The sequence below is a fragment of the Sphingopyxis sp. H115 genome, assembly GCF_001468465.1.
In the GTDB taxonomy this organism is placed as follows: Bacteria; Pseudomonadota; Alphaproteobacteria; order Sphingomonadales; family Sphingomonadaceae; genus Sphingopyxis.
The window spans coordinates 18378-36306 of sequence record NZ_LNSA01000019.1; the positions used below are offsets into that span (position 1 = coordinate 18378).

At 65.5% G+C, this 17929-nt stretch carries 22 protein-coding genes; 12 read left to right on the forward strand and 10 right to left on the reverse strand.

Annotation, left to right across the window (positions count from 1 at the left end; all coding sequences use genetic code 11):
• Nucleotides 1–8 precede the first annotated feature (8 nt).
• On the reverse strand, nt 9–512 hold the full coding sequence (locus ATE71_RS13815; protein WP_058803953.1) for a GNAT family N-acetyltransferase: 504 nt from the start codon (nt 510–512) through the stop codon (nt 9–11).
• Nucleotides 513–602: 90 nt separating this feature from the next.
• Here ATE71_RS13815 and ATE71_RS13820 point away from each other — a divergent pair, with 90 nt between their 5' ends.
• Together ATE71_RS13820 and ATE71_RS13825 are read left to right on the forward strand one after the other, a co-directional pair.
• Nucleotides 603–974 carry a dihydroneopterin aldolase gene (locus ATE71_RS13820; protein WP_058803954.1) on the forward strand — a complete coding sequence of 124 codons (372 nt, stop codon included), beginning with the start codon at nt 603–605 and terminating at the stop codon, nt 972–974.
• Nucleotides 971–1732, forward strand: a complete 762-nt coding sequence (locus ATE71_RS13825) for an SDR family oxidoreductase (protein ID WP_058803955.1) — start codon at nt 971–973, stop codon at nt 1730–1732. Before ATE71_RS13820 ends, ATE71_RS13825 begins: the two co-directional genes overlap by 4 nt.
• Before the next feature lie 34 nt (nt 1733–1766).
• Here the strand turns inward: ATE71_RS13825 and ATE71_RS13830 are convergent, their stop codons facing one another.
• Complete coding sequence (locus ATE71_RS13830) at nt 1767–3200, reverse strand: NAD-dependent succinate-semialdehyde dehydrogenase (protein WP_058803956.1); 1434 nt, start codon at nt 3198–3200, stop codon at nt 1767–1769.
• A 141-nt stretch (nt 3201–3341) separates the two neighbouring features.
• Nucleotides 3342–3941 (reverse strand): TIGR02466 family protein, encoded by a 600-nt coding sequence (locus tag ATE71_RS13835; RefSeq protein ID WP_058803957.1) that lies wholly within the window; start codon nt 3939–3941, stop codon nt 3342–3344.
• Nucleotides 3942–3987: 46 nt separating this feature from the next.
• On the opposite strand from ATE71_RS13835, the gene ATE71_RS13840 reads away from it, so the two are divergent.
• Nucleotides 3988–4908: an SMP-30/gluconolactonase/LRE family protein gene (locus ATE71_RS13840; RefSeq protein ID WP_058804019.1), complete on the forward strand. Its 921-nt coding sequence runs from the start codon at nt 3988–3990 to the stop codon at nt 4906–4908.
• Between the two features lie 7 nt (nt 4909–4915).
• Nucleotides 4916–5605, forward strand: a complete 690-nt coding sequence (locus tag ATE71_RS13845; RefSeq protein ID WP_058803958.1) for a VIT family protein — start codon at nt 4916–4918, stop codon at nt 5603–5605.
• Here the strand turns inward: ATE71_RS13845 and ATE71_RS13850 are convergent.
• The gene (locus ATE71_RS13850) at nt 5602–5985 is read right to left on the reverse strand and encodes a DUF488 domain-containing protein (RefSeq protein WP_058803959.1); all 384 of its coding nucleotides are present in this window, start codon (nt 5983–5985) and stop codon (nt 5602–5604) included. The genes ATE71_RS13845 and ATE71_RS13850 overlap by 4 nt on opposite strands.
• A 58-nt stretch (nt 5986–6043) precedes the next feature.
• On the opposite strand from ATE71_RS13850, the gene ATE71_RS13855 reads away from it, so the two are divergent.
• Together ATE71_RS13855 and ATE71_RS13860 are read left to right on the forward strand one after the other, a co-directional pair.
• A complete protein-coding gene (locus ATE71_RS13855) occupies nt 6044–7150 on the forward strand; it encodes a DUF2855 family protein (RefSeq protein ID WP_058803960.1) in 1107 nt (368 codons plus the stop codon).
• A gap of 44 nt (nt 7151–7194) precedes the next feature.
• Nucleotides 7195–7857, forward strand: coding sequence for an HAD-IA family hydrolase (locus tag ATE71_RS13860; RefSeq protein WP_058803961.1), 663 nt, complete (start codon nt 7195–7197; stop codon nt 7855–7857).
• 47 nt (nt 7858–7904) lie between these two features.
• Here ATE71_RS13860 and ATE71_RS13865 read toward each other — a convergent pair whose 3' ends face one another.
• Nucleotides 7905–8354: a DUF1465 family protein gene (locus ATE71_RS13865; RefSeq protein WP_235588023.1), complete on the reverse strand. Its 450-nt coding sequence runs from the start codon at nt 8352–8354 to the stop codon at nt 7905–7907.
• 120 nt (nt 8355–8474) lie between these two features.
• Nucleotides 8475–8672, reverse strand: a complete 198-nt coding sequence (locus tag ATE71_RS13870) for a YdcH family protein (RefSeq protein WP_058803962.1) — start codon at nt 8670–8672, stop codon at nt 8475–8477.
• Between the two features lie 126 nt (nt 8673–8798).
• On the opposite strand from ATE71_RS13870, the gene ATE71_RS21770 reads away from it, so the two are divergent.
• Nucleotides 8799–8957, forward strand: coding sequence for a YdcH family protein (locus ATE71_RS21770; RefSeq protein ID WP_082665215.1), 159 nt, complete (start codon nt 8799–8801; stop codon nt 8955–8957).
• A 44-nt stretch (nt 8958–9001) separates the two neighbouring features.
• Here the strand turns inward: ATE71_RS21770 and ATE71_RS13875 are convergent, their stop codons facing one another.
• From ATE71_RS13875 to ATE71_RS22735, 3 genes are all read right to left on the reverse strand, one after another.
• Nucleotides 9002–9391: a PilZ domain-containing protein gene (locus tag ATE71_RS13875; protein WP_058803963.1), complete on the reverse strand. Its 390-nt coding sequence runs from the start codon at nt 9389–9391 to the stop codon at nt 9002–9004.
• Between the two features lie 87 nt (nt 9392–9478).
• Nucleotides 9479–9940: an RNA polymerase-binding protein DksA gene (gene dksA / locus ATE71_RS13880; RefSeq protein ID WP_058803964.1), complete on the reverse strand. Its 462-nt coding sequence runs from the start codon at nt 9938–9940 to the stop codon at nt 9479–9481.
• A gap of 717 nt (nt 9941–10657) precedes the next feature.
• Nucleotides 10658–11596 (reverse strand): hypothetical protein, encoded by a 939-nt coding sequence (locus ATE71_RS22735; protein ID WP_201022956.1) that lies wholly within the window; start codon nt 11594–11596, stop codon nt 10658–10660.
• 177 nt (nt 11597–11773) lie between these two features.
• Between ATE71_RS22735 and serS the strand changes: the two genes are divergently transcribed.
• From serS to ATE71_RS13910, 4 genes are all read left to right on the forward strand, one after another.
• A complete protein-coding gene (gene serS / locus ATE71_RS13895) occupies nt 11774–13054 on the forward strand; it encodes a serine--tRNA ligase (protein ID WP_058803965.1) in 1281 nt (426 codons plus the stop codon).
• Between the two features lie 97 nt (nt 13055–13151).
• Entirely contained in the window at nt 13152–13916 is a 765-nt protein-coding gene (gene surE / locus ATE71_RS13900; protein ID WP_058803966.1) for a 5'/3'-nucleotidase SurE, read from the forward strand.
• 82 nt (nt 13917–13998) lie between these two features.
• Entirely contained in the window at nt 13999–15075 is a 1077-nt protein-coding gene (locus ATE71_RS13905) for a M23 family metallopeptidase (RefSeq protein ID WP_058803967.1), read from the forward strand.
• Complete coding sequence (locus ATE71_RS13910; RefSeq protein ID WP_058803968.1) at nt 15072–16139, forward strand: potassium channel family protein; 1068 nt, start codon at nt 15072–15074, stop codon at nt 16137–16139. Before ATE71_RS13905 ends, ATE71_RS13910 begins: the two co-directional genes overlap by 4 nt.
• Here ATE71_RS13910 and ATE71_RS13915 read toward each other — a convergent pair.
• Nucleotides 16136–16465 carry a DUF423 domain-containing protein gene (locus tag ATE71_RS13915; protein WP_058803969.1) on the reverse strand — a complete coding sequence of 110 codons (330 nt, stop codon included), beginning with the start codon at nt 16463–16465 and terminating at the stop codon, nt 16136–16138. The genes ATE71_RS13910 and ATE71_RS13915 overlap by 4 nt on opposite strands.
• 92 nt (nt 16466–16557) lie before the next feature.
• Here ATE71_RS13915 and rimO point away from each other — a divergent pair, with 92 nt between their 5' ends.
• Nucleotides 16558–17928 (forward strand): 30S ribosomal protein S12 methylthiotransferase RimO, encoded by a 1371-nt coding sequence (gene rimO / locus ATE71_RS13920; protein WP_058803970.1) that lies wholly within the window; start codon nt 16558–16560, stop codon nt 17926–17928.
• Nucleotide 17929: the final 1 nt, after the last annotated feature.

Below are 17929 nucleotides of genomic sequence, written 5' to 3' on the forward strand. Positions count from 1 at the left end.
AAGCCCGCTCAGCGCGGCCCGATCCTTCCCGCGCCCGTCGGCAGGACGTGCCCGTTGACCGCCCGCGCGAGCAGGCGGCGCTTCTCATACAGGCCGGGCAAGTCCCACGCCTCCGTCGCATCGGCGGCAAAGCCGAAGAAACGACCATAATATTCGGGGTCGCCGATCATCATCAGCGCACCGTCGGCCTCATGCTCGGCGGCCTCCAGCATATGCGCCATCAGCAAACGACCGTGGCCGCCGCGCTGGACGTCGGGGCTGACCGCGACCGGACCGACCATGACGAGCGGCGTCGCGGTGCCGTCGACGCCGCGATGCGCGACGGGCCAGCACTGGATCGTGCCGATCAGCGCGCCATCCTCGACCGCCGCGAAACTCAAAGCCGGGACCGCATCCATGCCTTCGCGGATGCGATAGGCGGTTCGTCCAAAGCGATCCGGTCCGAAAGCAGCGTCGAGGAGCGCCTCGACCGCCTGCGGCTCGATATCGGACAATGGAAGTAACTCGACCAACGCATACCCTTTCGCTAATGCGGCGGCGCTTTAGGGTCCGGCGTCGGCGTTGCAAAGCCGAATGTCGCGCCCGTTCGACAGGATTTTCTTGTGACCGATATATTGTGGCTGGAAGTGACCGGGCTGACCGTCGACGTATTGACCGGCATCTACTCCGAAGAAACGCATTTGCCGCAGCCGCTGCGCATCTCGGTGCGGGCGAAGCTGGCGATGGCCGATCATTACGAGCCGACGACGCCGCTCAGCCGCTCGAAAAACTACATGCACCTCAAATTCGCGGCGACAGAGGGCATTCCCAAGAACGTCCATTTCGTGCTGATCGAAAGCGTCGCCGATCATATCATCGACACGCTGTTCCTGCAGGACGAGAAGGTCGAGGAGGTCGAGGTCAAAATCGTCAAGCTCGCGATCGCCGAAGAAGGCGAAGAGATCGGCATCACCATGCGGCGGGCGCGCAAATGACGCAAAAGCTCGCTCTCGTCACGGGCGGGCTCCACCGCGTCGGCGCCGCTATTTCCGCGCGGCTCGCGCGCGAAGGCTATGCGCTGGCGATCCACAAGCGCAGCCCGGGCGAAGCCGATCCGGTGCTGGCCGAGGCACTGGCCGAGACCGGTGCGCTGAGCCATCGCTTTGCCGCCAACCTTGCCGATCCGGCGGCGGTCGACGGTCTGATCCCGGCGGTGATCGAAAAATTCGGCCGCGTGCCCGACCTGCTCGTCAACAATGCCGCGCTGTTCGCCGAGGGCGAATGGCAGGATCTGTCCGCCACCGCGCTGGCCGAAATGATGCAGGTCAATCTGTCCGCACCGGTGATGCTGGCAAAAGCGCTTGTCGCCGCAAGCGGAGGCGGTCGCCCCGCGATCGTCAACATCGTCGACCAGCGCGTGCGCAATCCCGTTCCCGACCAACTCGCCTACAGCCTGTCGAAATCGGCTTTGTGGCAAGCGACGGCGACGCTGGCCGTCGCATTCGGGAACCGCGCGCGCATCAATGCCGTCGCGCCCGGACTGACGATGGCGACCGACGATTATTCGGCGGCGCAGGTCGAGCGGCTGGCGGCACGGATGCCGCTGGGCGCGCTACCGATGCCCGCGGAAATCGCCGATGCGGTCGTGTATCTCGCCCGCGCCGAAGCGGTGACAGGACAGACGATCTTCGTCGATGGCGGCGCGCATCTCGCGCCGATGGCGCGCGATTTCGTGGCGCTGGAGCGGGATTAAGCGTCGCCCCCGCGAAGGCGGGGGCAACGAACCGTCAATAGATATGTACCGCCTTGGTGACGAGATAGCCGTCGAGGCCCTCTGGCCCGCTTTCGCTGCCGAAGCCCGATTCCTTGATCCCGCCGAACGGCGCGTCGAGCGCCGAGATGACGAAGCTGTTCACCCCGACCATGCCGCTTTCGATGCTGTCGACGATGCGGTTGATGCGCCGCCCATTCTCGGTGAAAGCAAAGGCCGCGAGGCCGTAGGGCAAGCGGTTCGCCTGTTCGAGCGCCTCTTCCTCGGTGCCGAACGGGCGGATCAGCGCCATCGGGCCAAAGGGTTCGTTGTTCATCGCATCGGCCTCCAGCGGCACGTCGGCGATCGCGGTCGGCTGGAAGAAATAGCCGTTGCCGGTCGCCTCGCCGCCCGCGATCACACGCGCGCCCTTGGCCTTGGCATCGGCGACCAGCGCCTCCAAGCCGGGGATGCGCCGCGCATTGGCAAGCGGGCCCATTTGCGTGTCGGGGTCGAGGCCGCTGCCAATCTTCACCTTCGCCGTGCGCTCGGCAAAGCCCTTGACGAACGCGTCGTAGATACCCTGCTGGACATAGAAGCGCGTCGGCGAGATGCAGACCTGTCCCGCATTGCGGAACTTCTGCCACACGACCCTGTCGAGCGTCGTTTCGAGATCGCAATCGTCGAAGATCAGCACCGGCGCGTGGCCGCCGAGTTCCATCGTGATCCGCTTCACCCCGTCGGCGGCAAGCTTCATCAGATGTTTGCCGACCGCGGTCGAGCCGGTGAAGCTGACCTTGCGGATCACCGGGCTCGCGAGCAGGTGCCGGCTGATCATGTCGGGGTCGCCGTAGACGAGCTGGACAACGTCGCCGGGGATGCCGGCGTCGGCGATGCAGCGCATCACCGCGCTGGTGCAGCCCGGCGTTTCCTCCGGGGCCTTCGCGATCACGACGCAGCCCGCGGCGAGCGCGGGCGCGATTTTCTTGACCATCAGATTGACCGGGAAGTTCCACGGGCTGAAGCCCGCGACGGGACCGACCGGATGTTTGGTGACCATCGCGCGCTGGCCGAGCGGGCGCTGAAGGACACGGCCCTCGATGCGTTTACCCTGCTCGGCGAAATAGTCGAGCAGACCGGCCGCCGAGAGTACTTCGCCGCGCGCCTCGCCGATCGGCTTACCCTGCTCGAGCGTCAGGAGGGTGGCGATATGATCGACGCGTTCGCGAATGATCCCCGCGGCCTTGTGCATCAGCGCGGCGCGCTCGTCGGGCGTCTTCGCGCGCCAGACCGGCCAGCCGCGTGTCGCGGCCGCGAGCGCTTCGTCGAGATCGGCGGCGGTCGCGACCGGCAGTTCGGCGATCGTGCCGGCCGTCGCGGGATTATAGACCGGCCGCTCGTCGCGCCCTTCGCCGCTCCGCCAGGCACCGTTGATGAAGAGCTGGAGGTCGGCGTCGTAGGTCGCGGTCATATGGCTTAATCCTGTCTGATCCGTTCGCATCGAGCGAAGTCGAGATGCCCCTCGACCTTGCTCCACGCCGATGGGTGTCTCGACTTCGCTCGACACGAACGGGAATGGGGGATGGTCAGATCGCGCCCATATAGGACCGGCTCAGCGATAGTTAAAGCTGATGCTGATCCGTTCGCCCTTGCCCGAATGCGGCATCACCTCGTGCCGCAGCCAGCTTTCCCACAGGAACACCCGGCCGGCGGCGGGTTCGGCGTAGATAAAGGGGCGCTGATGCTCGGGCGCGTCGTCGGTGCGTCCGGGCGCCGCCATCAACATCGGCAGGCGCGGGTCTTCGAGCTTGAGCGCGCCCGATCCCGGCGGGACGGCGACATAGAAGGTGCCCGACACGATGCTGTGCGGGTGGATGTGGCCGCTGTGAGTGCCGCCGGGTTTCAGGATATTGACCCACAGGCTGTCGAGCTTGAGCGGTTTCGCCAAATCGAAATGACATGCCTTGGCAAAGGCCCTGACCTCTTTGTCGAGGAGCTTCTTCAGGTCGTAAAAGGCCGGGTCGCGTTCGGGCAGGTCGCCGAGGCTCGCATAGCTCGTATAGCCCTTATAGCCATGCTCGCGGCTCCACGCCTTGCCCGCGCCATCCTCTTCGGCGAACAGGCGGCAGCTCTCCTCCAGCTCTTCGAGCAGGTCGGGGGAACCGATGTCGGCTTCGTAGAAATTTGTGGCGAAGAGCGTGCGAACGGGCATGATGGCCGCAAAGCACAGCCAGAACAGACACGCAAGGGAGACGAAGATGGCCGAGTTTGAACTGATCGCCGACGGATTGCGCTTTCCCGAGGCACCGGTCGTGATGGACGACGGCAGCGTCATTATCGTCGAGATCGAGGCGAAGCGCATCACGCGCTGCTGGCCCGGCGGGAAGAAGCAGGTCATCGCGACCCCCGGCGGCGGCCCCAACGGGTTGGCGATCGGACCCGACGGCAAGCTTTATTGCTGCAACAACGGCGGGTTCAACTACGTCGAATCGAACGGCTACCTCGCCCCCCATGGCATCGCCGACGATTACTCGGGCGGACGGATCGAGCGCATCGACATCGAGACGGGCGGAGTCGAGGTCCTCTACAAATCGGGCGACCATGGCGTCGTGCTGCGCGGCCCCAACGACATCATGTTCGACGCGCATGGCGGCTTCTGGTTCACCGATCACGGCAAGGTCGATTATGCCGCGCGCTGCCACGATATCGTCGGCATTTTCTACGCCAAGGCCGACGGCAGCTTCATCGAGGAGGTGATTTTCCCGAGTTACAACCCCAACGGCATCGGCATTTCCCCCGACGGGACGAAGCTCTATGCCGCTGAAACCTACACCTGCCGCCTGACCCAGTTCAACATCGTCGCCCCCGGCAAGGTCGACGATGCGGCGGGTCCGGGCGGCCCCGGCATCCCGCTCTATCGCCCCGCAGGCTATAAATTCTTCGACAGCCTCGCGATGGAGGCGAACGGCAATATCTGCGTCGCGACGATCGGCGAATGCGGGATCAGCGTCGTGTCGCCGCAGGGCGAACTGGTCGAGTTCGTCGCGACCGACGACATCTTCACCACCAACATCGCCTTCGGCGGGCCCGACCGGCAGGACGCCTATCTCACCCTGTCGGGTACCGGGCGGCTGGTCAAAACGCGCTGGGCGCGGCCGGGGCTGCAACTGCAATATTGAGGTCGCGATGCACGAGGAAACTCACGCCGTTACGCGAGTTGGCTGGCTGCGCGCCGCGATCCTCGGCGCCAACGACGGGATCGTATCGACCGCGAGCCTGATCGCCGGGGTCGCCGCGGCGGGCGCGTCGCAATCGTCGATCCTCGTCACCGGCACCGCGGGGCTCGTCGCAGGCGCGATGTCGATGGCGGCTGGCGAATATGTGTCGGTGAGTTCGCAGGGCGATGCCGAAAGGGCCGACGTCGAACTGGAGAAACGCCACCTCGCCGCCGATCCCGAATTCGAGCTCGAGGAACTGACGCAAATCTATCAGGAGCGCGGGCTGACCCGCGCGCTCGCCGAAGAGGTCGCGGAACAGCTCACCGCGCATAATGCGCTCGACACGCATTTACGCGACGAACTGGGCATGACCGATGCGATGGCGGCGCGGCCAGTGCAGGCGGCGGCGGCTTCTGCGGCGAGCTTCGCAACCGGCGCAGCGCTGCCGCTGGCGACGGTGCTGGTCGACCAAGGCGACACGCTGCCTTTCACGGTGTCGGGCGCGTCGCTTATCTTCCTCGCGATTCTCGGCGCGCTCGGCGCGCGGGCAGGCAAGGCACCGATGCTGCGTCCTATCGTGCGCGTCACCTTCTGGGGCGCCTTTGCCATGGCCGCAACGATCGCGATCGGCTCGCTGCTCGGAACGACAGTGGGTTAGCACCGCTCCAGCCATTCGCGGAGCGCGGTGGCATTGTTGCGCACCTCATTTTTCGCGGCATAGAGCAAGGTCACGGGGTCCGCCCGCGCCGCCGCGTCGAGCGTGAAGAGCGCCGCCTTCACCGCATCGCCGCCCGCATCGAGTTCGGCAAAATAGTCGAAGCGAAACGCGTCCCACGCCTCGTCCGAAGCCGCGGTCTCGCCATGGAAGCGCTTGCGCAAGGCATCGCTCGGCGACAGCGGCTTGAGCCAGGCCGCGATCGCAGCTTTTTCCTTCGAAACGCCGCGCGGCCACAGCCGGTCGACAAGGAAGCCCGCGCCGTCCCCGGGACCAGCCGGTTCGTGGATGAGTTTGACCGCGATTGTCAGGGGCGGCGCCATCTGTATGACTATCGGCCATCCCGCATTCGCGGGCAAGCCAATCGGAGGGGTCCGGACAATGAGCGTACAACGCTGGGCGATCGACATCGATCGCGACGATATCACGCAAGCCGAATTGGTCGTCGACACCGACATGCCACTCGCGCCAGGGCAGGTCCGCGCCCACCTCGACAGCTATGCGATGACCGCGAACAACATCACGTACGCGGTGTTCGGCAAGCCCGCCGGGTTGTTCGGCAACGACCAGGGCTATTGGGATTTCTTCGCCGAACGGAGCGAACCCGGCCGGCTCCCGGTCTGGGGCTTCGCAACGGTGACCGAAAGCAATGCCGAGGGCGTCGCGGTCGGCGATCGATATTATGGCTATTATCCCATGGCCGAAGACGCGGTGCTGACCGTCGGCAAGGCAGGACCAGGCGGCTTCACCGACGTCACCCCGCGCCGCACCACCCTGCCCCCCATCTACAACCATTATCAGCGGATCGAAGCGCTGGCTGAATACCGCGCAGCCGACCATGATTATTGGCCCGTCTTCCGCCCGCTCTTCCTCACCGGCTGGCTGATCGCCGACCAGTTCGAGGATGAGGACGATTATGGCGCGAGCCAGATCCTGATCGCGAGCGCGTCGAGCAAGACCGCAATCGGGCTCGGCTTCTCGCTCGCGCGGCGTGCCGGACACCGCCCCGAGACCGTCGGCCTTACCAGCAAGGCCAATGTCGCCGACCTCGATGCGCAGCGCATTTACGACCGCGTCATAGCCTACGACGACATCCTTACGCTCAACCCCGCCACGCCGTCGGCATTGGTCGACATGGCGGGCAATGGCGCGGTCACGCGCGTCGTCCACAGCCATTTCGGGAATAACCTCAAAGCCTCAATCATCGTCGGCAAGTCGCACTGGGATGCCGACGCCGGCGGGGCCACGCTTCCCGGGCCCGATCGGCAGGGCTTTTTCGCACCCGGCCGCAGCCAGAAACGCATCGCCGACTGGGGCGGTACAGCGTTCGGGCAGAAGATTGCCGAGGCTTGGCTCGCCTTCATGGACGTCGCCCCGCAGCTGACGTCGATCGACAAGCGCAGCGGTGGCGACGCGGCGCTGGCGGCGTATCACGAGATGCTTTCGGGACAGGCCGACCCCAGGAAGGGTATCGTCGTCGAACCCTGACGGCCGGAGTTGACGTTAACGTCAATCTGCGCTCTAGCCTCCCCATGTCTCGCTACACCACTGTCATCTTCGACTTCGGCGGCGTCATCACCGCCTCGCCCTTCGAGGCGTTCAACCGGCTCGAAGAGGAGCGCGGGCTGCCGCGCGATTTCGTCCGCCGCGTCAACGCGGTCAACCCCGACGACAATGCCTGGGCGCGCTTCGAACGCGCCGAGATCGACGCCGCGGCGTTCGATGCGCTGTTCGCCGAAGAAGCGCGCGCACTTGGCCACGAACTCGAAGGCGAAGCGGTGCTCGCGGTCATCGCGGGCGCCGTGCGCCCCGACATGGTCGCGACGCTCGACACGCTGAAAGAGCGCGGCTTCACCATCGCGTGCATCACGAACAATGTCCCGGGCGGCAAGATGGGCATCCAGGGCGCGGGCATGACGCGCAGCGCGAAAGCCGCTATCGAGGTCGCCGACATCATGGCGCGCTTCGTCCATGTCATCGAATCGAGCAAGGCGGGCGTGCGCAAGCCCGACCCGCGAATTTACCTGATGATGTGCGAAAAGCTAGGCGTCGAGCCCGCCGAATGCATCTATCTCGACGACCTTGGTATCAACTGCAAACCCGCCGCGGCGCTCGGCATGCACGCGATCAAGGTGACGAGCGGCGAACAGGCGCTGGCGGACCTGTCGGCCGCGCTGGAGATGCGATTGCCCTGACGATTGGCCGTCGGCCTGGCGGCAGTTTTGGGGCGTTGGCCAAGCCTTCAGAGCCGCGCTTCCAGTTGCGCAAGCAGCGCCTGGACGGGCGGCTTCGGGGGCGGCGCTTCCCACCCCGCCTCGATCGCCGCGACCCGTTCGAACAGACGTTCGCTGGCGGAAATGATGCGGCGAACCGACAGGTCAAAGCCCGTGCAAACCGCCCAGTCGGCGACGACGGGTTCGCCGATACGCGCCGCGCTGTCGTTTGGCCCGGCGCCGGGATCGCCGACAAACATCGCGCGGCGATGCAGCAGCCATGCGATGACATGCATCAGGCGCGTCGTCGTCTTCAACGATTCGCAGACAAGGCCGATCTGCGCAAGGGCATCGCCGTTCGCGCGTCCCAGATCGCGCTGCGCGGCAAAGGCCGCGTGCGCTTCGTCGGCAAGCAGCATCGCCTCGACATAGAGATTTTCCACCTGCGCACGCTGCACCGGCCGTGCCATCGCCATCATGTCCGTTCGCCCACCGACCATGGCCGCAGGGATGCCATGTCCCCGGGCGACTTCGCAATGGCGGTAACCATGAAATATGATGCCTCGTCCGTCCCGTTTTGATTCAGGGCGTTACGAGCATCAGGCAATGATGTCGGGGAGCAGCTGATCTTCGCACCAGGCGATTTCGTCGCGCAACCGCAGTTTGCGTTTCTTGAGGCGTGCGAGTTGCAACTGGTCGGGAACAGCGCCGCCGCCGAGCGCAATGATCGCGGCGTCGAGATCGCGATGCTCGACGCGAAGCAGTTCCAGGCGCTGGGCGATTTCCTCGGGGCTCACGCTCCGGTCTCTGCCATGTTCACCACTGGTCTGCAACCGGGACCGGCTGACCGAATCGCCACGACATTCCGCCCGATTCGTGATTTACTCGGGCCTGCCAATCGAGTCGAAAAAGGAGAATGGCATATGAGCACGTCGCACCTTTCCGCCCTGAAGTCCCGCCATGCGGACCTCGACGAGAAAATTGCGAATGAAGAACGCCGCCCCTGCCCCGACGCAGGCGTGCTGGCCCAGATGAAAAAGCAAAAGCTGAAGATCAAGGAAGAGATGCTCGCGATCGCCTGACGATCGCGACGACCGCCCGCTGATGCCGCCCCATCGAGGACGCATCAGCGTCGGCGGTAAAAGGGCCCCCGTTCGAGGCCGGTGCGCCGCAGATGCGGCGGCAGATCGGACTCCGAAACCACCTGACGACGGACCGCCTGCGGATCGACCGGCCGGTCGAACGCAATGCCGAACTTGCCCTCGCCGGCCCAGACGACGCGCCCCGGAACCGGACCGACGTTGCGCAGTTCGACTTCGACCGTGTCGCCCTGTTCGATCCGGACCTTGCCCTCGGCGAGCATGCCACCAGCAGACAGGTTGCGCACGCGCACGACGACGCCCCCGCTCTTGCCGGGCACGGTCAGGCTGGCCTGCATGAACAGGCTGTCCCGGTCGGCGCCGCGCGACAGCGCGGCGACTTCTTCGTCGACTGTTGTTGGTACGCGCGATTCCATTGCGACCCGTTCCCCGCGTTGAATGTCAGGCGGCGAATCTAGGCGCTGGTCGTTGCGGAATCGTAAATGGCGCCGTCCCCGGCGCGATCAATCTTCGCGTGAAATCCGTTCGTTGCGCTCGTGGCGTTCCTGCGCCTCCAGCGTCATCGTCGCGATCGGACGGGCCTGCAGGCGCGCCAGCGAGATCGGTTCGCCGGTCACCGCGCAATAGCCATATTCGCCCTCGTCGATACGGCGGATCGCCGAATCGATCTTGGCAATCAGCTTGCGCTGGCGGTCACGGGTGCGCAGTTCGATCGCCCAGTCGGTCTCGCTCGACGCGCGGTCGGCAAGGTCGGGTTCGCGCAGCGGACCGTCCTGAAGATGCGCCAGCGTCGATTCGGATTCGGACAGGATCGATTTTTTCCAGGCGAGCAGCAGGCCGCGAAAATAATCTCGCTGCCGCTCGTTCATGAACTCTTCGTCGTCGCTGGGGACATAATCCGAATCGAGATTGGATTTGGCTTCGCGAAGCGCGTCTGCGCCAACATCGGCAATCTTGGTCGGCATGAGGGGCTCTCGCGTCCTTTCCTGTCACCCCGCGGACCGCCAAGCGGTGCAGGGAGTGGCGCGCCTATAACCAGCCACTGGTCACGATACAAGCGCCGAAGCAGCGCATTGCATCGACCGCGTGAAGCAAGGCTGAACCGGCGCCCTCCGGCCGGTGATTCCCGCTCGCAAGTTGAGCAGCCGGTCGGCCCGAGCCAACCTCGATTTAGGGCCGAAGATTAACCAATTGCATAGAATCGTTGCAGATTCCGTTCTGTTTTGGGACAGATACCGCGATTTTGATTGATTCCGGCGCCCTTTTCCCGCTGTCGGACAGGCAAACGCGGTTAACGCGATTGCCGCGTTCACAAAGCTTTGGCCTTTTGGGTTATAGCGAAGGTGAAATTGGGTGTCGGTCGAGGGACGCTTCGCACCTGCAACGGGAAAGAAAGAGAAGCCTATGTCTGTCCGAATGGCCCTTGCCAAGCTTTGCGCCTGCACCTGCGGGGGGGCAATCATCGGTAGCGGTGCGATGCAGATCGCCGACGTTCCGAAGGCGCGGGCGCAGGTCCAGTCCTGCTCGCCGTGCGTCGCCAAGAAGAAGGTCGTGCGCAAGCGCCATGCGGCCCGCAAGCCGGTGAAGCGCGTCCGCCGCGTCGTCACGACGAAAAAGGTGATCCGGACCGCGACGCCGCAGACGCAGGTCGTGACGCAGACGATCCCGTTGCCGCCGATCCCTTATGCGCCCTTCCCGCAGCGCGGCGGTTTTGAAGGCGGCGGCAGCGGCGGCGGCGTCACCGTGATCGGTGGCGGCTTCGGCGGCGGTTTCGGCGGCGGCTTCTTCGGCGGTTTCTTCGGCGGCAGCTCGGGCGGCGGCAGCAGCGGCAGCATCGTCGTCACCTCGACGACGACGGGCGGTGTCAGCACCTCGACCAGCACATCATCGGGCGTATCCACATCGACCGGCAGCGTGTCGACGTCGTCGGGCGTTTCGACCTCGACCGGCAGCGTTTCGACTTCGACTGGCGGCGTCTCCACCTCGACCGGCGGGGTTTCAACCTCGACGGGCAGCGTCAGCACCTCGTCGGGCAATGTCTCGACATCGTCGGGCAACGTCTCGACTTCTTCGGGTAATGTGTCGACGTCGTCGGGCAACGTCAGCACCTCGTCCTCGAGCAGCAGCTCTTCGTCGAGTTCGTCCTCATCCTCCTCTTCTTCCTCGTCGAGCTCGTCCTCATCGGGCGGCTCGTCGAAGGGCGGCAGCTCGCACGGATCGTCACATGGTTCGTCGCATGGCTCCTCGCACGGATCGTCGCATGGTTCGTCGCACGGCAGTTCGGGCTGGGGCGGTTCGTCGAAGGGCGGCAGCTCGAGCTCGTCCTCCTCTTCTTCCTCGTCTTCGTCGAGCAGCAGTACGTCGAGCGGCGCGACCTCGTCGGGCGCGACCGGGGGCAGCAGCAGCTTCGGCACGACGAGCAGCTCGTCTTCCTCGTCGTCGAGCAGCAGTTCCTCCTCGTCTTCGTCGTCCTCGTCCAGCTCGGGCGGCAGCAGCAACGGTGGTTCGTCGGGCGATCCGACGCCGGTTCCCGCACCGCCGATGATGCTGCTGTTCGGGGCCGCGGCGGCGGCGCTCGTCGCGCGGCGCCGCGCGGCGAACCGCAACGACGACGACGCCAACGCGGCGTGATGAAATCCACTGGCGGTTTTCGGGGCTGACCCGGACCACCGAACTGGGGCCGTCCTACGGGGCGGCCCTTTTTGATTCCGGGCGCCCGACGGCATCGGCGACAGCCTGGACATCGTCGCGCCCGTAACGGGCTTGCGCCGCGCGAACGGCAACGCCATAGCGCCGCCATGCACGATATCCGCCTGATCCGGGATCACCCGCAAGCCTTCGACGCCGGCCTCGTCCGCCGCGGTCTCGAACCCCTGTCCGCCGAGATCCTCGCCATGGACGCCTCGCTGCGCGCTTTGCAGACCGAAATTCAGGCCGCGCTCGCGCGCCGCAACGAAGCGTCGAAGCTGATCGGTCAGGCGATGGCCGCGGGCGACAGGGACAAGGCCGAGGCGCTGAAGGCCGAGGTCGCCGACCTCAAGACATCGCTCCCCGCCCGGGAAGAGGCCGAGCGCGTGCAGCTCGCCGCGCTGCACGACCGGCTCGCCGCGCTGCCCAACCTCCCCGCCGACGATGTGCCCGATGGCGAGGATGAGGAGGGCAATGTCGAAATTTCGCGCTGGGGCACCCCGCGCAGCTTCGATTTCGCGCCGCAGGAACATGCCGATTTCGCACCTGCGCTCGGGCTCGATTTCGAGACTGCGGCAAAGATGTCGGGTGCGCGCTTCGCCTTCCTGAAGGGCCAGATGGCGCGGCTCGAACGCGCGATCGGCCAGCTCATGATCGACCGGCAAACCCATGAGGCGGGCTACACCGAATGCGCGACCCCGCTGATGGTCCGCGACGAAGCGGCGTTCGGGACGACGCAGCTTCCGAAATTCCGCGAGGACCTGTTCCAGACCACCGACGGGCGCTGGCTCATCTCGACCTCCGAAATGAGCCTGACCAATGCGGTGCGCGAAGAGATATTGCCCGAGACCGAGCTGCCGATCCGCATGACCGCGCTCACCCCCTGCTTCCGCTCCGAAGCGGGGTCAGCGGGCCGCGACACGCGCGGCTATATTCGCCAGCACCAGTTCTGGAAGGTCGAGCTGGTTTCGATCACCCGCCCCGAAGACAGCGACGCCGAACTCGAACGCAAAACGCGCGCGGCGGAGCAAATCCTCGAGGCGCTCGAGCTGCCATACCGCAAGATGCTGCTGTGCGCGGGCGACATGGGTTTTGCCGCGCGCAAGACCTATGATCTCGAAGTCTGGTTGCCGGGCCAAAACAGCTACCGCGAGATTTCGAGCTGCTCGAACTGCGGCGACTTCCAGGCGCGCCGTATGAACACGCGCTTCCGCCGCGAGGAGGTCAAGGGCAACGAGTTCGTCCATACGCTCAACGGCTCGGGCCTCGCCGTCGGGCGGACGCTGGTGGCAATCCTCGAAAACTATCAGCAGGCCGACGGCAGCGTCGACATTCCAAAGGCATTGCTCCCGTATATGGGCGGCGTCACCCGGCTGACGCCGGCCAACTAGGGCATCATCATCCCGGACTTGATCCGGGGTCCACGACGCCGGCGCCGAACGGATCCCGGATCAAGTCCGGGATGACGAAGAAAGAGAGAAACAAAACGTGCGCATCCTCCTCACCAACGACGACGGTTATCACGCCCCCGGCATGGCCGTGCTGGAGGCGATCGCGCGCCAGCTTTCGGACGACATCTGGATTTGCGCCCCGGCCGAGGAACAGTCGGGCGCCGGCCACTCGCTCACCCTGTCGCGCCCGGTGCGCATCCGCGAACATGGGCCACGCCGCTGGTCGTGCAGCGGCACCCCCACCGATTCGGTGATGATGGCGATTGGCAAGCTGATGCCCGAAAAGCCCGACCTCATCCTCTCGGGCGTCAACCGCGGCGCGAACCTTGGCGACGACATCACTTACTCGGGCACCGTATCGGCGGCGATCGAGGGCGCGCTTGCTGGGATCCGCTCGATCGCGCTCAGCCAGGTTTATGCAAAGGAAGGCATGGGCGACAGCGTGCCGTTCGAGGCGGCGGAAATGTGGGGCGCCAAAGTGCTGCGTCCGCTGATGGATCACGACATGCCGCCGCGCACGCTGATCAACATCAACTTCCCCGCCCTCCCGGCTGCCGAGGTGCGGGGCATTCGCGTCACGCGTCAGGGTTTCCACGATTATGGCCGCGGCTCGATCGTCGAGGGCACCGACCCGCGCGGCTATCGCTATTACTGGTTCGGCCTGCACGGCATCGAACATAGCCTTGGGCACGACAGCGATCTGGAGGCGATCGACGATCGCTATATTTCGGTCACCCCGCTCCAGCTCGACCTGACGCACGACGCGTCGCTCGCGGCGCTGCGCGGCGCCTACGGCGGCTGATCGGCGCCCAAAAATCGAAATTTCTGTTCCATATCGGGACAGAAGCCTAGCCAGCATCGCCCTGCTTTGGCAAAGAGCGGCCATGGGGGGCGTCAACCATCGTATCTGGCTGTTGTCGGGGGCGTTTTTGCTCGCCGGCTGTATTCCCGCGGTCGACGCGCCGGCGCCGGCCTCGCGGCCCGCACGCGAAGAGCCGCCGCGCCGCGAGGAGGCGGTGCGCGACGATATCTTCGGCGGCGAGGTCGTCGGCGGCGACGCCAAACCGACCTGGACCCTGAAACCCGTCACGACCAACGCCGTGCAAGTGGCGGCGGGCAGCTATGTCGTCCGCCGCGGCGACACGCTGCGCGCGATCGGCGAAATGACCGGCGCGGGGTCCGAAGCACTGGCGATCGAGAATGACCTGGCCCCGCCGTATATGCTGCGTCCAGGGCAGGAACTGCGCATTCCGGCCGGCCTCTATCATCGCGTTGCGGCGGGTGAGACCGGCATCGGCATCGCCGCCGCCTATGCCGCCGACTGGGGCGAGATCATCACGGTCAACGCGCTCAGCGAACCCTATATCTTGCGTGTCGGCCAGAGGCTGCGCCTGCCATCCGATGCGCGGCCGGTGCGCGGCCCCGTCGATGTCGGCGCGCGCGCCGCGGCTTTCCGCCTCGACATCGACGACATCGCGACCGGCAGCCAGCCGGCGCTTGCCGCCAGCGGGAAGCCCGCCGCGGGGACCGCCGCGCCGCGCAAGCCCGTGACCACCGCGATAGCCAATCCCGCCTATTTCACCGGACGCTTCGAATGGCCGCTCCACGGCCCGATCCTCGCGCGGTTCGGCCCCATCGCGCCGGGCAAGGTCAGCGACGGGATCAATATCGCCGCAGCTGCCGGCACCCCGATTCGCGCGACGGCGAACGGTGTCGTCGCCTATGCGGGCGACCAGATCGGCGTGTATGGCGGGCTGATCCTGATCAACCATGGCAGCGGCTGGGTCAGCGCCTATGGTCATGCGGGACGGATCGACGTGAAGCGCGGCCAGACGGTGCGGATGGGCGATGTGATCGGCCGCGCCGGTGCGACGGGCCAGGTCCAGACGTCGCAACTCCATTTCCAGCTGCGCAAAAATCGCATACCTGTCGATCCGATGAAGCAGTTGCCGCCCCGATGAGCCGCAAGCCGTCCGACAGGCTGAAGCTGCCGCACCAGTTTCAGCTGCTCAAACGTGCCAGCAAATGGCCGGTCTGGGCTGACCTGATCACCCGGCTCGGCGTCGCCTTCCTGTTGATCGGGGTGGTCGTACTCGTCCACTGGATCGATCGCGACGGCTTGATCGACCATCATGACGGTCATATCAGCTTCCTCGATGTCGTCTATTTCACGATGATCTCGGTCACGACGACCGGGTTCGGCGACATCGCCCCGATATCGGACCGGTCGCGACTGATCGAAGCGGTCATCGTGACGCCGATCCGCATCGCGGTGCTCTTCATCTTCGTGGGCACTGCCTATAATTTCGTCATCAAACGCACATGGGAAAAATGGCGTATGGCCCGCATCCAGTCCAAACTCACCAACCATATCGTCGTCCTCGGCTATGGCGTCAGCGGCGGCGAGGCGGTGCACGAACTGATCAAGCGCGGGACCGACCCCTCATGCATCGTCGTGATCGACCAGTCGCCGGGCCGGATCAATGCCGCAGAAGCGGCAGGCTGCAACGTGCTCGAGGGCGATGCATCGAACGACGACACGTTGGTCGATGTGCGGATCAATGAAGCACAATCGGTGCTCGTCTCGGCGGGCCGCGACGACACGTCGATTCTGATCGTGCTCACCGTCCGCCACCTTGCCCCGCGTGTCCCGATCAGCGTGGTGATCCGCGCGCAGGACAACGAACTACTCGCGCGGCAGGCGGGCGCGAACAATGTCATCAACCCGGTCAGCTTCACCGGCCTGCTGCTCGCGGGATCGGCGCAGGGCGCGCATGTCGCCGATTATATGGCCGACCTCGCCAGCATCGGCGGCCGCGTCCAACTGCGCGAACGCCCGGTCGAAATCGACGAAATCGGCCGCGGTCTCGATCAGCTATCGAGCGGCGGCCGCGGCCTGCGCGTCTATCGTGCTGGGAAACCCTATGGATTCTGGGAGCCCGAGGTTCAGCGACTCGAGACCGGCGACCAGATCGTCGAAGTCGTGCGCTGCGAAGATAGCGAAGCGAGCGTTCCCGGCGGTTAAATCCGCCAGTAAAGCCAGCCCGCCCAAAGCCAGCCGAGGATCAGCAGGCCGCCGCCGATCGGCGTCACCGCGCCCAGCCAGCGTGGTGCACCCAATGCCATCGCATACAGGGTGATCGAAAAGGTCGCCGCGCCGGCGAGCAGCATGATCGCCGGACCGCGTGCGAAGGCCATGATCGCGAGCGCCGCGACCGCGTGGACGAGCTGATAGAGCCCGCCGGTGCGCAACCATTCGGCCTCCTGCGGCCCCGACGCGCCATGCGCGCCGAACGCGCCCGCCGCGACGGCCATCGCCGCCGAAATCGCCGCAAACGCTCCGATTGCCATATACTCTGCCCTTTCATCCGAACCGCTTGCTCCATGCCCCCGTGCGGCGCGCGTGACAAGCGCCGCAAAATCGACTATGGGCGCCGCCAATCATGACAGTCAAAACGCTCCCCACCCAGCCGAAGGTCGGCATGGTTTCGCTCGGCTGCCCCAAGGCGCTCGTCGACAGCGAACGGATTCTGACCAAGCTGCGCGCCGACGGCTATGGCCTCTCGCCCGATTATGCGGGCGCCGATGTCGTGCTCGTCAACACCTGCGGCTTCCTCGATTCGGCGAAGGAAGAAAGCCTCGAGGCAATCGGCGAAGCGATGGCCGAAAACGGCCGCGTCATCGTCACGGGCTGCATGGGCAATGAGGCCGAGGTGATCCGCGCGCGCTTCCCGAACGTCCTCGCGGTCACCGGCGCGCATCAGTATGAACAGGTCGTCGACGCCGTCCACGACGCCGCGCCGCCCACCCAAGGACCGTTCATCGATCTGGTGCCCGAGGGCGGGCTGAAACTGACGCCGCGGCACTATAGTTACCTGAAGATATCCGAAGGCTGCAACCATAGCTGCTCCTTCTGCATCATCCCCGATCTCCGCGGAAAACTCGTCTCGCGGCGCATCGATGCGGTGCTGCGCGAGGCCGAAAAGTTGGTCGCTGCTGGCACGAAGGAATTGCTCGTCATCAGCCAGGATACGTCGGCGTACGGCGTCGACATCCGCCACGACCCGCGTCAGTGGCACGGCCGCGAGGTTCGCGCCCACATGACCGATCTCGCGCGCGAACTCGGCCAGCTCCGCACGAGCGAGGGCCGCGCGCCATGGGTGCGCCTCCACTATGTCTATCCCTATCCGCACGTCGATGCGGTGATCCCACTGATGGCGGAGGGTCTGCTGACCCCCTACCTCGATATCCCATTCCAGCATGCAAGCCCCGCGGTCCTCAAGCGCATGAAGCGCCCCGCGAACGAAGCGAAGGTGCTCGAACGGCTGAAGAACTGGCGCGCGATCGCGCCCGACATTTCGATCCGCTCGAGCTTCGTCGTCGGCTTCCCCGGCGAGACCGAGGAGGATTTCCGGTATCTCCTCGACTGGCTCGACGAAGCGCAGCTCGACCGCGTCGGCGCCTTCCGCTTCGAACCCGTCGCGGGCGCACAGGCGAATGCGCTCGACAATCCGGTCCCCGAAGAGGTCAAGGAAGAACGCTTCCAGCGCATCATGGCGAAAACCGCCGCGATCAGCGCCGCGAAACTCGAAGCCAAGATCGGCCGCACCCTGCCCGTGATCATCGACGAAGTCGGCGAGGCCGACGAGGACGGCAGCATCGGCGCGACGGGCCGGTCACAGGCCGACGCGCCCGAGATCGACGGCCATGTCTACCTCCGCGACGTCGCCGCGACGATGAAGGCCGGCGATATCGTCGATGTCGCGATCGAGGATGCCGACGAGCACGATCTGTTCGGAGCGGTGCGCGGATAAT

What these genes read in the sequence shown, in the direction of transcription:
- ATE71_RS13910 (WP_058803968.1), top strand. Translation starts at nt 15,072, where the DNA reads ATGAGCCGCAAGCCGTCCGACAGGCTGAAGCTGCCGCACCAGTTTCAG.
- ATE71_RS13860 (WP_058803961.1), top strand. Translation starts at nt 7,195, where the DNA reads ATGTCTCGCTACACCACTGTCATCTTCGACTTCGGCGGCGTCATCACC.
- ATE71_RS13905 (WP_058803967.1), top strand. Translation starts at nt 13,999, where the DNA reads ATGGGGGGCGTCAACCATCGTATCTGGCTGTTGTCGGGGGCGTTTTTG.
- ATE71_RS13830 (WP_058803956.1), bottom strand. Translation starts at nt 3,200, where the DNA reads ATGACCGCGACCTACGACGCCGACCTCCAGCTCTTCATCAACGGTGCC.
- ATE71_RS13840 (WP_058804019.1), top strand. Translation starts at nt 3,988, where the DNA reads ATGGCCGAGTTTGAACTGATCGCCGACGGATTGCGCTTTCCCGAGGCA.
- dksA (WP_058803964.1), bottom strand. Translation starts at nt 9,940, where the DNA reads ATGCCGACCAAGATTGCCGATGTTGGCGCAGACGCGCTTCGCGAAGCC.
- ATE71_RS21770 (WP_082665215.1), top strand. Translation starts at nt 8,799, where the DNA reads ATGAGCACGTCGCACCTTTCCGCCCTGAAGTCCCGCCATGCGGACCTC.
- rimO (WP_058803970.1), top strand. Translation starts at nt 16,558, where the DNA reads ATGACAGTCAAAACGCTCCCCACCCAGCCGAAGGTCGGCATGGTTTCG.
- ATE71_RS13915 (WP_058803969.1), bottom strand. Translation starts at nt 16,465, where the DNA reads ATGGCAATCGGAGCGTTTGCGGCGATTTCGGCGGCGATGGCCGTCGCG.
- serS (WP_058803965.1), top strand. Translation starts at nt 11,774, where the DNA reads ATGCACGATATCCGCCTGATCCGGGATCACCCGCAAGCCTTCGACGCC.
- ATE71_RS13835 (WP_058803957.1), bottom strand. Translation starts at nt 3,941, where the DNA reads ATGCCCGTTCGCACGCTCTTCGCCACAAATTTCTACGAAGCCGACATC.
- ATE71_RS13850 (WP_058803959.1), bottom strand. Translation starts at nt 5,985, where the DNA reads ATGGCGCCGCCCCTGACAATCGCGGTCAAACTCATCCACGAACCGGCT.
- ATE71_RS13845 (WP_058803958.1), top strand. Translation starts at nt 4,916, where the DNA reads ATGCACGAGGAAACTCACGCCGTTACGCGAGTTGGCTGGCTGCGCGCC.
- ATE71_RS13855 (WP_058803960.1), top strand. Translation starts at nt 6,044, where the DNA reads ATGAGCGTACAACGCTGGGCGATCGACATCGATCGCGACGATATCACG.
- ATE71_RS13825 (WP_058803955.1), top strand. Translation starts at nt 971, where the DNA reads ATGACGCAAAAGCTCGCTCTCGTCACGGGCGGGCTCCACCGCGTCGGC.
- ATE71_RS13875 (WP_058803963.1), bottom strand. Translation starts at nt 9,391, where the DNA reads ATGGAATCGCGCGTACCAACAACAGTCGACGAAGAAGTCGCCGCGCTG.
- ATE71_RS13865 (WP_235588023.1), bottom strand. Translation starts at nt 8,354, where the DNA reads ATGATGGCGATGGCACGGCCGGTGCAGCGTGCGCAGGTGGAAAATCTC.